The sequence below is a fragment of the Amycolatopsis sp. BJA-103 genome (assembly GCF_002849735.1).
Taxonomy (GTDB): domain Bacteria; phylum Actinomycetota; class Actinomycetes; order Mycobacteriales; family Pseudonocardiaceae; genus Amycolatopsis.
Genome location: NZ_CP017780.1, coordinates 1,681,816 through 1,694,417, shown reverse-complemented (window position 1 = coordinate 1,694,417; position 12,602 = coordinate 1,681,816). Strand labels below are relative to the sequence as shown.

The 12,602-nt window shown below is 69.5% G+C and carries 13 protein-coding genes; 4 read left to right on the top strand and 9 right to left on the bottom strand.

Going from position 1 to position 12,602, the window contains the following annotated elements:
* Positions 1–176: 176 nt before the first annotated feature.
* Positions 177–1,082 (bottom strand): LysR family transcriptional regulator, encoded by a 906-nt coding sequence (locus tag BKN51_RS07615; RefSeq protein WP_101606941.1) that lies wholly within the window; start codon positions 1,080–1,082, stop codon positions 177–179.
* A 71-nt stretch (positions 1,083–1,153) separates the two neighbouring features.
* Between BKN51_RS07615 and BKN51_RS07610 the strand changes: the two genes are divergently transcribed.
* Positions 1,154–2,143 carry a YeiH family protein gene (locus tag BKN51_RS07610; RefSeq protein WP_101606940.1) on the top strand — a complete coding sequence of 330 codons (990 nt, stop codon included), beginning with the start codon at positions 1,154–1,156 and terminating at the stop codon, positions 2,141–2,143.
* Here BKN51_RS07610 and BKN51_RS07605 read toward each other — a convergent pair.
* Together BKN51_RS07605 and BKN51_RS07600 are read right to left on the bottom strand one after the other, a co-directional pair.
* Positions 2,121–3,296, bottom strand: coding sequence for an MFS transporter (locus tag BKN51_RS07605; RefSeq protein WP_101606939.1), 1,176 nt, complete (start codon positions 3,294–3,296; stop codon positions 2,121–2,123). The genes BKN51_RS07610 and BKN51_RS07605 overlap by 23 nt on opposite strands.
* A 62-nt stretch (positions 3,297–3,358) precedes the next feature.
* Positions 3,359–4,255, bottom strand: a complete 897-nt coding sequence (locus tag BKN51_RS07600; protein ID WP_101606938.1) for a DMT family transporter — start codon at positions 4,253–4,255, stop codon at positions 3,359–3,361.
* Here BKN51_RS07600 and BKN51_RS07595 point away from each other — a divergent pair.
* Together BKN51_RS07595 and BKN51_RS07590 are read left to right on the top strand one after the other, a co-directional pair.
* Positions 4,254–5,678, top strand: coding sequence for an aminotransferase-like domain-containing protein (locus BKN51_RS07595; protein WP_101606937.1), 1,425 nt, complete (start codon positions 4,254–4,256; stop codon positions 5,676–5,678). The genes BKN51_RS07600 and BKN51_RS07595 overlap by 2 nt on opposite strands.
* A gap of 61 nt (positions 5,679–5,739) precedes the next feature.
* Entirely contained in the window at positions 5,740–6,438 is a 699-nt protein-coding gene (locus BKN51_RS07590; protein ID WP_101606936.1) for a Crp/Fnr family transcriptional regulator, read from the top strand.
* Here BKN51_RS07590 and BKN51_RS07585 read toward each other — a convergent pair.
* Together BKN51_RS07585 and BKN51_RS07580 are read right to left on the bottom strand one after the other, a co-directional pair.
* Positions 6,410–6,970 carry a hypothetical protein gene (locus tag BKN51_RS07585; protein ID WP_101606935.1) on the bottom strand — a complete coding sequence of 187 codons (561 nt, stop codon included), beginning with the start codon at positions 6,968–6,970 and terminating at the stop codon, positions 6,410–6,412. The genes BKN51_RS07590 and BKN51_RS07585 overlap by 29 nt on opposite strands.
* Positions 6,971–7,018: 48 nt before the next feature.
* Positions 7,019–7,612 (bottom strand): hypothetical protein, encoded by a 594-nt coding sequence (locus tag BKN51_RS07580; protein ID WP_101606934.1) that lies wholly within the window; start codon positions 7,610–7,612, stop codon positions 7,019–7,021.
* Positions 7,613–7,789: 177 nt separating this feature from the next.
* Here BKN51_RS07580 and BKN51_RS07575 point away from each other — a divergent pair, with 177 nt between their 5' ends.
* Positions 7,790–9,277 carry a sialidase family protein gene (locus tag BKN51_RS07575; protein ID WP_101606933.1) on the top strand — a complete coding sequence of 496 codons (1,488 nt, stop codon included), beginning with the start codon at positions 7,790–7,792 and terminating at the stop codon, positions 9,275–9,277.
* A gap of 398 nt (positions 9,278–9,675) precedes the next feature.
* Here the strand turns inward: BKN51_RS07575 and BKN51_RS07570 are convergent, their stop codons facing one another.
* The 4 genes from BKN51_RS07570 to BKN51_RS07555 all read right to left on the bottom strand — a co-directional run bounded on the left by BKN51_RS07570 (position 9,676) and on the right by BKN51_RS07555 (position 12,259).
* The gene (locus BKN51_RS07570) at positions 9,676–10,146 is read right to left on the bottom strand and encodes a hypothetical protein (RefSeq protein ID WP_101606932.1); all 471 of its coding nucleotides are present in this window, start codon (positions 10,144–10,146) and stop codon (positions 9,676–9,678) included.
* Complete coding sequence (locus tag BKN51_RS07565) at positions 10,147–10,416, bottom strand: DUF1905 domain-containing protein (protein ID WP_101606931.1); 270 nt, start codon at positions 10,414–10,416, stop codon at positions 10,147–10,149. It lies immediately after the preceding gene.
* Positions 10,417–10,455: 39 nt separating this feature from the next.
* Entirely contained in the window at positions 10,456–10,962 is a 507-nt protein-coding gene (locus BKN51_RS07560; RefSeq protein WP_168214289.1) for a flavodoxin domain-containing protein, read from the bottom strand.
* An 88-nt stretch (positions 10,963–11,050) separates the two neighbouring features.
* Positions 11,051–12,259: a nitric oxide synthase oxygenase gene (locus BKN51_RS07555; protein WP_168214288.1), complete on the bottom strand. Its 1,209-nt coding sequence runs from the start codon at positions 12,257–12,259 to the stop codon at positions 11,051–11,053.
* Between the last annotated feature and the right edge of the window lie 343 nt (positions 12,260–12,602).

Sequence of the window (12,602 nt, the reverse complement as noted above, 5' to 3'; positions counted from 1 at the left end):
CATCCGGCCTGTTACCCGGAGTTCACCATTCCGCTTTAGCCAGTACCACCGGAAATGGTGGTCCACCGCCATTCCGGGGAATTGCCGACGATTCGCCCTATCGTCGGTATCACCCCGGCGGGGCTTTCGGTATCACGCGCGATTAACGAACCGTTCACAGAGAAACGTGAAAGGACTCAGCGGGATTTCGCATTCCGCACCGCGATGGCCAGCAGCGCGGCGGCCGGACCGGCCAGCCGCCGCCCGGCGGGCCAGACCGCCCGCAGTTCCCGGCCGAAGTCGACGCCCTCGACGGCGACCGGGACGAGCCTGCCTTCGGCGACGTCCCGGACGATGGCGAGTTCACTGATCACCGCCGGACCGGCACCCGCGATCACGGCGTTGCCGACCGCGGAGGCCGAACCCAGTTCCAGCAACGGTTTCGCCGGTCCGACACCGGCCTTGCGCAGCGCGGTGTCCACGGTCTCCCTGGTCCCGGAACCCGGTTCGCGGACCACGAGTGGCGTGATCGCCAGTTCGGCCGCGGTCACGGGCCGTCGCTTGCGGGCCCATGGATGGTTTCCGGGCACGACGAGGACCAGTCGATCGGTGGCCACCCGCTTCGACGAAAGGCCGGGCAACGAGCCGGGCGACTCGACGAACCCGAGGTCGACCTTGCCCTCCCTCGCCAGTTCGGCGGCCTGATCGGAATTGGTGACCTCCAGGCCGAGGTACAGCCCGGGGTCGCCGCGTTTGAGCTCGCCGATCCAGCCCGGCACCAGATACTCGGCCAGGGTCATGCTCGCGGCGACCCGCAGTTGCGCCTCGTGCTGGGTGCGCAGCGCTTCGGCACCGTCGAGCAGGCCGTCGACTTCGGACAGCACACGACGCGCCCAGCCCGCGATGACCTGGCCGTCGGGGGTCAGCACGGAACCCCGCCGCGTCCGGTCGACCAGCACCAGTCCGAGTCGTCGCTCGACTGTGGACAGTCGTTTGCTCGCCGACGGCTGCGCGATCCCGAGCCTGGTCGCGGCCTGCCCGATGCTGCCGAGTTCGTCCACGAGAACCAGCAGGCGCAGGGAGTCCAGATCGGGTGTGGTCATAGCCCAAGTCTATGACCTACCCCTGGTACTCACGGCTACCGAGGCCACCCCGGCCGGGCGAGGCTCGAACCATGAGCAAGACGCACGTGAGACCGGCGAAGCCCTACTTGACCGCGCTGACCATCACCGGTGCCGGAGTGGCCGCCGCGTACCTGGTCGGCACCGCGGTCCCGGTCGTCAGCGCGCTCACCATCGCCGTCGTGCTCGGCATCCTCGCCGGCTCGCTGCCGTCGTTGCCGGACGAGACCCGGAAAGCGATCTCCGGAGTCACCAAGAAGCTGCTTCGTGCCGGTGTCGTGCTGCTGGGCCTGCAGCTTTCGCTCCCGTCGGTCCTCGCGCTGGGCCCCGGCACCCTGCTCGCCGTGGTGCTCACGGTCGGCATCACGTTCCTCGGCACGATCGGTCTCGGCAGGCTCCTCGGGGTGCCCCGGGGCCTGGCGATGCTGGTCGCGACCGGGTTCTCGATCTGCGGCGCGTCCGCCATCGCCGCGATGGAAGGCGTCGTCAAACGGGAGGACTCCGACGTCGCGACCGCGGTCGCGCTGGTCACCTTCTACGGCGGGCTCGCCATCGCGGCCGTCCCGCTGCTCGGCGGCTGGCTGCGCCTCGACGCGGCCCGGATCGGCGAATGGGCCGGGCTCAGCGTGCACGAGGTCGCGCAGGTCGTCGCCGCGGCCACCCCCGCGGGCAGCGCGGCCATCGCGGTCGCCATCGTGATCAAGCTCAGCCGGGTGGTCCTGCTGGCCCCGATGGTCGCCGCGGTCGGCGTGGCCGAACGCCACCGTCCCGCCGACGGGAAGCGGCCGCCGCTGGTCCCGCTGTTCGTCCTCGGTTTCCTGGCGATGGCCGCCGTGCGCAGCACCGGGATCGTGCCGGGTTTCGCGCTCGACGTCGCCAAGGTCGCCTGCACACTGTTGCTGGCCGGAGCGCTGTTCGGGCTCGGCTGCGCGGTGCGGATCGGCACGCTCGTCCGCACCGGGGGCCGTGCCCTGGTGCTCGGCCTGCTCTCCACCCTGCTGGTCGGCACCACCGCCCTGGTCACGCTGTCCGTGCTCGGCTGAGAACGGCCACGGCGAGCAGCGCGACCACCCCGCCGGCGACCATCACGGCCGGGACGGAGACCGAGTCGACGACGATCCCGCCGAGAAGCGCGCCCGCCGAGAGGGTCGCCTGGAACGACGAGGTGAACAGCACCGACGCGGCTTCGGGCGCCTGCGGTGCCGCCTTCGCGAACCACGTTCCCGAACAGACCGGGACCGCACCGTAGGCGAAGCCCCAGACGACCAGCAGGGCGAGCGCGGCTGCTTTCGAGTCGCCGAGGAACGGCAACGCGAGTGTCGCGAGACCGATCAGGCCCGCGGCGGCGAGGAAAGTGAGCCGCAGATCGCGGGCGATCGCCACGCCCGCGACGAAGTTGCCCGCGATCCCGGCGGTGCCGTAGACGAGCAGGAAGACGGTGATCAGCTCCGGGCTCACCTGCGTCACCTGGCGCAGGAGCGGGGTGACGTAGGTGTAGGTCCCGAAGTGGGCGAGCACGACCAGCACCGTGACGAGCAGGCCGAGCCGGGTCGCCCGGCCGCGGGTCAGCTCGCGCAGGACGTCGAGCCGGGTGGTGCCCGCGGGCGGCAGTGGAGGCAGCGTGAGGGCCAGCGCTGCGAGCACGCCGAACGTGAAGACGGCCATCACGGCGAAGGCCGCCCGCCAGCCGAAGAGTTCGCCGACGAACGTTCCCGCCGGAACTCCCAGAACGGAGCCGAGCGGCACGGCGGAGAAGATCACCGCGGTCGCCGTACCCGCGCGTGCGGGGCCGACGAGCCGCGCGGCGAGCCCGGAACCGATCGCCCAGAACGCGCCGATCACCAGTCCGACCAGTACTCGCGAGACGAGCACCGCCCAGTAGGCCTGCGCGGTGGCCGCGAGGACGTCGGCCAGGGCCAGCACCACCATCAGCGCGCACAGCAGGGCGCGCCGGTCGATCCGGCCCGCGGCGACGGTGACGGCCGGTGCGGCGAGCGCGGCGAGGAACCCGGGCAGGGTCATGGTCAGGCCCGCCGTCCCCGGCGTGATCCGGAAGTCCTCGCCGATCGGGGTCAGGAGGCCGATCGGCAGGATCTCCGTGGTGACGAGGGAGAAGATCCCCAGTGTCACCGCGAGGACGGCGAGCCATCCCTTCAGCGGGGTCCGGGCGGTGGTGTCGAGGGTCGGGGCGATCATGTGCCCCAGCCCATCACCGCGCGGACACCGCGGTCTGGCGGAATCGCGACGTGGCCGTGTTGCTAACTCCGGGACCGCTGGGTCACCACGATGCAGGCGACCACGATCAACGCCGTCACCGGCGCGGCCGCCGGAAGGTGCTCACCGAGCAGCAGGACCGCCCAGACCAGCGTCAGCAACGGCTGGGCCAGCTGCAACTGGCTCGCCCGCGTGACCCCGATCTCGGCCATTCCCTTGTACCAGGCGAAGAACCCGCCGAACTGCGAGATGAGCGCGACGTACAGCAGACCGGCGATCCCCTCGCCGGTGACGTGCAGCGGCTCGGTCACGAGGCCGAAGACGGCGAACGCGGCGGTCACCGGCAGCGCGAGCACCAGCGCCCAGCCGATCACCTGCCAGCCCGCCATTTCCCTGGCGAGCCGCCCGCCCTCGGCGTACCCGAACGCGCACAGCACGAGCGCGCCGAACAGGAACAGGTCCGCCGTGGACAGTCCGCCGCCGCTCTGGCCGACGGTGAACACCACGACGGCGCTCGCGCCCACCGCGGCGGCGAGCCAGAACCGGCGGGACGGCCGGTGCCCGGTGAGTCTCGACGAGACGACGGCGGTGGCCATCGGCAGCAGCCCGATCACCACCGCCGAATGCGCCGTCGACGACGTCTGCAGGGCGAGCGTGGTCAGTACCGGGAACGCGAGGACACACCCGAGGGCGACCACGGCGAGGCCGCGCCACTGCTCGCGCTTCGGCAGCGGGACCCGGAAGGCGCGGAGACAGGCGGCCGCGACCAGCGCGGCCAGGACACTCCGCACGCCGGTGGCGGTCCACGGGCCGAAGCCCTTGAGCGCCCAGACGGTGGCGGGGAACGTGAAGGAGAAGGCGAAGACACCCAGCGCCGCCAGGGCGGTCCCGGAGCGGACCGCTACTGCCCGGTCCGCGATAGCGCTATCATCCAGTCTCATGTCCGATGGTAGCAGTGTCGCCAGCCTGGTCACCCAGCTGCGGTCCGAGCTTGAGCGCTATCCGATTGAAGGAAAGCTCCCGTCCAGCCGGGAGCTCGTCCGGCAGCTGAAGGTGAGCCCGGTGACGGTGTCGCGCGCCATTGCCGCGCTGGCCGCGGAAGGCCTGGTGACCAGCCGTCCCGGCGCCGGCGTCTTCCGCGCCCCGCCCCCACGCGAGGTCGCGGTGACCGGCGACGTCTCGTGGCAGGAGGTGGCGCTGAGCTCACAGACCGGGATCCGCGCGATCGACGCGACCGGAGTGCTCGCCGCGCTGAGCGACCCGCCGTCGGGTGTCATCGATCTCAACGGCGGCTACACGCATCCGAGCCTCCATCCGGAACGCGAACTCGCGACGGCGTCGGCCCGCGCCGGACGCCGTCCCGGCGCGTGGACCCGGCCGCCGATCTGCGGCCTCCCCGAACTGCGGGCCTGGTTCGCCCGCGACATCGGCAGCCCGGTGAACGTCGAGAACGTGCTGGTCACCGCGGGTGGGCAGAGCGCGCTGACCACGGCGTTGCGCGCGCTCGGCGCCCCCGGCGCGCCGGTGCTGGTGGAATCGCCGACGTACCCGGGGATGCTGGCCATCGCGAGGGCTTCGGGGCTGCGGCCGGTACCGGTGCCGATCGACCGCGACGGCGTCCGGCCCGAACTGCTCGCCGACGCCTTCCGCGACACCGGCGCCCGCCTGTTCGTCTGCCAGCCCGCCTTCCAGAACCCGACCGGCGCCGTGCTGTGCGCCGAACGCCGGGCCGAGGTCCTGCGGATCGCCCGTGACGCGGGCGCTTTCGTCATCGAGGACGATTTCGCTCGCCTGATGGCACACCCCGGCAGCCCCGCTCCCCCGCCACCGCTGGTGGCCGACGACCCCGACGGTGTCGTGGTGCACATCCGGTCGCTCACCAAACCGGCGTCACCGAGCTTGCGGATCAGCGCGCTGGCCGCCCGCGGCCCGGCACTGGAACGGCTGCGCGGGCTCCACGCCGTCGAGAGTTTCTTCGTCCCGCGGCCGCTGCAGGAAACCGCCCTCGAGCTGGTGAGTTCCCCCGCGTGGACACGCCATCTGCGGACCCTCGCCGTCGCGTTGCGCGAACGCCGCGACGTCGCCGTCTCGGCGCTGCGGGAGTTCCTGCCCTCCTGGCGCGCCGTCCCGGTCCCGACCGGTGGATATCACCTGTGGCAGCCTCTGCCCGGTTTCGTCGACGAAGTCGCTTTGACCAGCGCCGCTTTCCGCGCCGGAGTAGCGGTCACGCCCGGCAGGCTCTACTTCGCGGCCGAGGCTCCGGGGCCCTATCTGCGCCTGAGTTACGTCAGCACCGCGACCGGCGCGCAGGTGCGGGACGGGATCAAACGCCTTTCCCAGGCATACCAAGAGATCTCGGGTTAACCCTGCCCGAGCGGCATGCGGCCCGTGCTCGTACCATCGCGCACGGAGGCGAAGAACAGGCATGACACAGCCGGCGGCGGAGCCGCACGATTCACCCGGCAGGCTCTGGGAACTGCTCGACGACGGCCAGCGCAAGGCGTTGCGCGCCGAGGCCGAGCTGCGTCGGTACCCGGCCGGGACGGTGATCATCCGCGAGGGCGACCGGTCGGACTGGGTGCTGATCCTGATGACCGGGCGGGTCAAGATCACGTCGGTGTCCACCGGCGGCTACGACGCGGTGCTCGCCGTCCGCGATCCGGGCGACATCATCGGCGAGATGGCGTCGATGGACGGCGCCCTGCGCTCGGCGACGGCGATCGCCGTCGAACCGGTCACCGGGCTGTGGCTGTCCTCGCGGGCGTTCAACTCCGTGCTCCGCGAACACGCCGGCATCTCCGTCGTCCTGCTCCGGATCATCACCTCCCGACTGCGCTACGCCAACTCTCGCCGTACCGAATTCGGCGACAGCACCGCCGCCGAACGCATCGCCGCGATCCTGGTCGATCTCGCCGAGCGGTACGGCGTCCCCGTCCCCGACGGCACCCTGATCGCTCTCCGGATCAGCCAGCAGGACCTCGCGGGACTCGCGTCCGCGTCACGGGAAGCCGTCGCGCGGACGCTGCGGACCTTGCGCACCGACGGACTGCTCAGCACCGGGCGCCAGCGGCTCGTCGTCCGGAGCCTGAAGGACCTCAGGCAGCTGGCACCCGACGACCGCTGAGCCGCCACGGCAGGCCGAAATGCCGCTCCACCCGCGCTCCGGTGGCGGAGAACAGTTTCCGCACGCGCGGCTCGTTCTCCGGGTCGAAGTCCGGCGTGGTCCCGATCAGTTCGCCGAGCTCGCGGGTGAGCCTGGCCGCGGCGCTCCCCGGCACCAGCAGGACCCGCACCGGCGCGAGGCTGCGCACGGCCGGCGGCGGCGCGATGAGATCGATCCGGGCCCGGATGAGACCGGTGAGCCTCGCCAGCCAGAGGAAGGCGCCCACCGCCGCCCAGGCCACCAGCTCCGCCAGGATGACCGGGGACAGGATCAGCGCCAGCCCGGCCGCCTGCGCGACGGCGAACCCCAGCATCAGCCAGTCCTCGAAGCCCGGTCGTTTCCCGGCGGCGGGCCCGCCGCGGAGCCGGGTGAACGACACTTCCCGGTAGCTCTCGCTCTCGGTGACGATGGCGAGCGGGCGGATCCGGCGCAGCCAGGGCGCGAACCGGCGCACGATCAGCCACTCGCCGCCGTCGGTATCGGTCACCCGCATCACGTTCCCCCTCACCGGTGACCGGATCCTGGCACAGATCGCCCGCCGTCATGTGGCGATCGCGGCAGTCCGGCGGCGGAGCAGGGTGCGGTGCTTCTCCACTCGCACGTCGAAACGGTCGAGTACTTCACGCACCGCGGGGTCACCCGGATCGAACATGATCCGGTCACGGAACAGGGCGCGCAGTTCGGTCGTCAACGGGTCGGCGAGATCGCGGTGGACCTTGAGGATCGCCAGCGAGACCAGGCCGGTCCGATCCTTGTTCCAACCGGCGACATCGACCCGCTCGGGTGCCTTCCGGAACCACCGGACGGTCTGTGCGACGGACCCCGCGACGCCCTGCGCCAGCATCTCCAGCCACCGGACCGGCACCAGCAGCAGCCCGAAGAGCAGATAGAACGGGATCTCGACGAGCGCTTCCAGGAAGACCAGCACGCCGAGCAGTCCGACGGCCGCCTTGTTCACGGGCCCGTCCTCGGGGTCGTCGTTGGGCAGGTCCTTGAGATACAGCGTCCAGTCCGCGGTGATCTTGTAATGCCGGTAACCACCTTTGAGGAACGCGAACGGCTGAACCCACCGGCGCCACGGCGCGAAACGGCGAATGATCTCCCACTGACGCCCCTCGGGATCGATCACCTTCATGCGGCCCTCCCCTTCCGATGTCGCGCCGTGGCCGGCTGAAGGAACTTTGACAGGGAACGGCCTCTCGTTCTGCGTCACCTGACACAGAACGCGAAACCGGGTTGTACGCGCCTTGTACGACCGGGAAGGACTCTGATGTCCCGTCACCCGGAACACGATCCAGGACGGAGCATTCCCGTGAAGATCTCTCGCGTCGCACAGGGCCTTTTCGTGGCCCTCGTCGCCATCGCGGCGGTCGGCGCCTCCCCCGCCGCACCGGCCGCGACCGCCGCCGTTGGAAACACGGTGGTGTACAAAGAGAAAACAGAAGGTTACGACTGTTTCAGAATCCCCGCCGTCGTCAAGGCGAACAACGGCGAACTGCTCGCGTTCGCCGAGGCCCGCAAGGGCGGTGCCAGCTTCTGCAACGACCGCGGCGACATCGATCTCGTCGTGAAACGCTCGGCCGACAACGGGAAGAGCTGGAGCGCCTCGAAGGTCGTCATCGAAGGTTTCGGCGACACCAAAGGAAACCCGACGCCGATCGTGATCCCCTCCACCGGGCGGATCGTGCTGCTCTCGGTGATGGAATGCGTCAAGAACCCCGACTGCAACCGGATTCCGCGCGTCTCGATCAGCGACGACCACGGCAAGACCTGGGCCGCCCCCAAGGTGCTCACCACGCAACTCGGGTTCGCCACCGCGCCGGAGTGGCTCGCGACCGGCCCGTCGCACGGCATCGTGCTGACACGCGGCGCGCACGCCGGCCGGATCGTCGCCGGGATGAGCTACACCACCGGCGGCAAGAACAGCGGCGCGCTCATCTACAGCGACGATCAGGGTGTCACCTGGAAACGCGGCGCCACCGACAGCCCGGCGGCGACCTTGAACCCGCAGGAGATCAGCGTCACCGAACTGCTCGACGGCCGGGTCTACGCCGCGGCGCGCAACCAGGCCAACAACGGCGACAAGTGCCTGAGCGGTGGCGCGAAGAACCGCGCGTACGCCCTCAGTTCCGACGGCGGCGCGAGCTTCTCGACCAAGTTCACCTTCGAAGAGGACCTGATCACCCCGGTCGTGCAGGCCTCGACCGCGCGGATGACCGCGACCGACAAGGCGGGCAAGTACAACCGGATCCTGTTCGCCGCACCGTCGGTGTGCGACCGCCGCAAGGAACTCGTCGTGCGCTCGTCGTTCGACGAAGGCGCGAACTGGCAGGGCAACTCCGCCGGAACGCTGGTGTGGAGCGGCGATGCGGCGTACTCCGACATGGTCCAGCTGTCATCGGGTTCGGTCGGCGTGCTGTACGAAGCGGGCCCGGCGGGCAACGCCAACGAGACCATCCGCTTCTCGACCGTCACCGAGGCGACGCTCGGCGCCCCGGCGTGCGGCAGCGGATACGGCGTGATCGACTCGGCGCCGCTCGGCACGGCGGGCACGGTTTACCTGTCTTACAACGCTTCCAACGGACAGAACTGCGTCAGCACGATGAAGAGCGCGTCCGCGGGCACCGCGACCGCGACGTCGGCCTACCTCGAGGTCCAGGGGTCGGCCCGGCTCACCGACTCCGGGTCGTTCTCGTGGTTCGCCGGTCCGGTGCGGGCGGCCGCGGCGGACAAATGCGTGAAGTGGGGCGGTTCCGCGGGCGGGACGAAGTACGACAGCCCTTCGGAACACTGCGGCTGAGCACTGGGTCTCGTGAGTGGTAAGGGCGGTTAGAGCGGACCGGTATTCGCCTACCTACGCGTGACCAGGGCGAAGATGGTGTGCGGTAGTCGAGGGAGTCGCTCAGGTCTCGGAGTTCGATGACACCGGAATCTCACCGCGGCACGTTCGAGTGTGAAGGATGTTTGACGATGAAGGAATGGGGACGTTGAGCGTCCCCGATCCTCCGTTGATCAAGACCGTGCCACCCCCGCAACCTCGCGAACGGCAGCCGAGCGGGGAAGATTTGAGACGTTGAACGTCTCAAATCCTCCCCACTCGCCCACATCGGCATCCAGAACAAGCTCTACAAGCCACCGAGATGACATCAGGATCCAGTGGGCAGGCAAATACCGGTCCACCAGAACCGTCCTTACCACTCACGACTTCGGCGGGCGCAACCGTGGGGAAAGCTTGGTGAGCGCCAGCTTTTCCAGCTGTTCCGAAATCTCCGCGAGCCCGGCGTCGAACCGGTCCAGGTCCACGCCCCGGCCGGACAGATCGTCGCGGACGTGCTTCTCGACCTTCGCCCAGTCGTTGCGGTACTTGGTCGCGAGTTCTTTCCACGGCACGCCTGCCAGCTCGACGGCGAGGCCGCTGTCGTAGGTCAGCACGCCGCGCACCATCAAGTACGCGATACCCGGGTATCCGAGGTATCCCTGCCAGTAGGACCCGTTGTCGTTGGCCGTGATCGAGCCCGCGGCCGGATCGTGGCGGACGTCGTACGTCTTCGCCTTGTCCGACGACGCGACGCGCGCCGTGTCACCGTCGACCTCGACCCGCCCGTCGGCCACCGCGCCGAGCGCCTCGTAGATCTTGATGACCGGGGAAGGCTTCCAGACCGCGACCACTCAGCCCTCTAACCGTTCGAGCAGGACGACGTCGACCGTGTCACCCTCTCCCTTGCCGATCGCCTTGCGCACGTCGGCCTTCACCGGGAGTTTGTGGGTGCCGTCGCCGAGTGCCATGAACGAACTCCGGAACGGATGTCCGTCGATGGTGCCGCGCACCTTCACCAGCCCTTTGGTGCCGAAGTACTCGGCGGAGCCGGGCATGATCACGTACGTCCAGCCGCCCTTCTCCGGGCTCTTGAGCAGCTTCGCGGTGAACTTTTTGTCCATGGAAACACCCTACAACAGGACACTTATCAAACTGTGCTGTCAAAGGGTGACGCGAATACGCACGCGTCGGCCGACATCGCGTGCCCAGGCCCGGATCGACGGCCAGTCCCGGAAGTCTCCGGCCCAGGGGCCCATCGCCATGATCTTCCAGAACAGGCCGCTCGCGGTGGCGGGCGTGAGCTTGCCGCCGAAGGTGGCCGTGCGCTCGGCGTCGATCCGTGCGGCCAGCAGGGCGACCCCCGCGGGCAGGCTGACCCGTTTGCCCGCGGCGAGCGGTCCGCAAGGCCCGCTGTGGAACAGCCAGACCGGGCGGTTCCGGAGCGCTTCCTCGTGTTCGGTGAGCAGGCGCACCGCCTCCGGCCGCCATCGCCGGTGGTGCAGCGCGCTCCCCAAGATCACCGCGCCGTACGGTTCGACGTCCTCGACCTCGGCGGCGTCCAGCAGATCGGCCGTCAGACCGCTCTCGCGCAGCTCGGCGACGATCACCTCGGCGATCTCCCTTGTCCCGCCGGACCGGCCGGCATGGGCGACGAGCACTGCGGTCATGCCTCCATTGTCCGCGCGGCCGCAACCCGTGCCACCGTCCGGCACATCGACACGCCGCATTCGGCTCACCTCTTCACCCGTCGGGGCGTTACCCGGGAGGCAGGAAGGCCGGCCTCGCGGCCGGGTCGGGTTCGTCGTAATAGCGGTGGAACACCGCGGTCTGCCCGCCGGACAGCGGCGGGACGATCCAGCTCCACTCAGCCTGACAACGGCGGCCCGCGTGTTCTTCCTTGGCGATATGCGTGAGGAACCGCCGCGATTCGGAGTGATGATCGGCGACGGTCACGCCCGCCGCGTCGAAGGAGTGCTGGACGGCCAGCGTCAGTTCGACCAGCGTGCGGTCACGCCACAGGGTGCGCTCCGACGCCGTCGACAGGCCCATCAGGTCCGCGATCACCGGCAGCAGGTCGTAGCGGTCGGTGTCGGCCAGGTTGCGCGCGCCGACCTCGGTGGCGAGGTACCAGCCGTTGAACGGGGCCGCGGGGTAGGTGATCCCGCCGATGACCAGCCGCATGTTGCTGATCGCCGGTACCGCGTGCCAGCGCAGCCCGAGCCCGGCGAACCAGCGGTGGTCGGGATGCGACAGCGGGACCTCCAGGACGGCGTCCGACGGCAGCCGGAACAGGCGCCGCTCCCCCGGCTCGGACTCGATGAGCAGCGGGAGGACGTCGAACGAGCCTTTGCGCTCGGGCGGGCGCCACCCGTGCTCCCGGACGGTCTCGGTGAAGTCGGCGTGGCGCGGATCGCCCAGCACCGAGCCGTCGCTGAGCCGATAGCCCGCGTAGCGGATGAGCTGGTCGTTGTGGATCTTCGGCCCGGGACCGGCGGGGCCGTCCGGCGCGAACACGGTGATGGTCGAACGGATCCGGCCGCCCCGGGTCGCCTCGCGCAAATGGGTGACGCACTCGTCGGCGATGGCGGCGGCGCCCGCGGCGTCACGGCGGTCCCGCACCTTCAATCCCTGCCAGTAGAGCCTGCCGATACAGCGCGCGGAGTTCCGCCAGGCCACCCGGGCGCCGAACTCAAGTTCGTCGGTGGTGTGCCGGTACGTGCCGGTCTCGTCGATCTCGGCGCGGACCCCGTCCCATCGTTCGCGCAGCCGCGTCTCCCCAGCCTCCGTCTCGGCGTGGAAGAGCCGGAGGAAGTCCTCCGCCTCGGCCAGGTCCACGCTCCGTCCCCGCGGACTCACTTCCGGAGGCAAGCGGGGGATATCCGTCACCCGCATGGAGGCCGTCGATACTTCGGCCTCCCACTCTCCGAATTCGACGCCGGCACCGGCGGCGGGAACGATCACCATTTCCTCCTGCACTCGGAAATGCCCGGAGGATCACGTCTGAGCGGCGAGACGGCCGGGTCCGGACCAGACGAAAGACGATACCCCACAGAAAGACGAGTCCGATCCACCAAATGGCAGAGACTCCACCCAGGATGACATTTACGCAGGTAGAAAGCTTGATGACGACAACATTTGGAATTGAGTACGACTTCGCGGGATATTCACGGAATGGGATCCGGAGAAATGATCACACGCCACAAGATCACCTTATGATCGTTCTATCAGAAGATATTCTTCACTCTTTCGAGCGTATTCTCTCACGAGGTCTTCTCCTCTTTCCCGGTGCCGGTGTAGTGACCCGTGC

Bases quoted from the DNA above. Each gene is read 5' to 3' on its own strand.
- BKN51_RS07615 (WP_101606941.1), bottom strand. From the start codon at position 1,082: ATGACCACACCCGATCTGGACTCCCTGCGCCTGCTGGTTCTCGTGGAC.
- BKN51_RS07610 (WP_101606940.1), top strand. From the start codon at position 1,154: ATGAGCAAGACGCACGTGAGACCGGCGAAGCCCTACTTGACCGCGCTG.
- BKN51_RS07605 (WP_101606939.1), bottom strand. From the start codon at position 3,296: ATGATCGCCCCGACCCTCGACACCACCGCCCGGACCCCGCTGAAGGGA.
- BKN51_RS07595 (WP_101606937.1), top strand. From the start codon at position 4,254: ATGTCCGATGGTAGCAGTGTCGCCAGCCTGGTCACCCAGCTGCGGTCC.
- BKN51_RS07600 (WP_101606938.1), bottom strand. From the start codon at position 4,255: ATGAGACTGGATGATAGCGCTATCGCGGACCGGGCAGTAGCGGTCCGC.
- BKN51_RS07590 (WP_101606936.1), top strand. From the start codon at position 5,740: ATGACACAGCCGGCGGCGGAGCCGCACGATTCACCCGGCAGGCTCTGG.
- BKN51_RS07585 (WP_101606935.1), bottom strand. From the start codon at position 6,970: ATGCGGGTGACCGATACCGACGGCGGCGAGTGGCTGATCGTGCGCCGG.
- BKN51_RS07580 (WP_101606934.1), bottom strand. From the start codon at position 7,612: ATGAAGGTGATCGATCCCGAGGGGCGTCAGTGGGAGATCATTCGCCGT.
- BKN51_RS07565 (WP_101606931.1), bottom strand. From the start codon at position 10,416: ATGGACAAAAAGTTCACCGCGAAGCTGCTCAAGAGCCCGGAGAAGGGC.
- BKN51_RS07560 (WP_168214289.1), bottom strand. From the start codon at position 10,962: ATGACCGCAGTGCTCGTCGCCCATGCCGGCCGGTCCGGCGGGACAAGG.
- BKN51_RS07555 (WP_168214288.1), bottom strand. From the start codon at position 12,259: ATGGTGATCGTTCCCGCCGCCGGTGCCGGCGTCGAATTCGGAGAGTGG.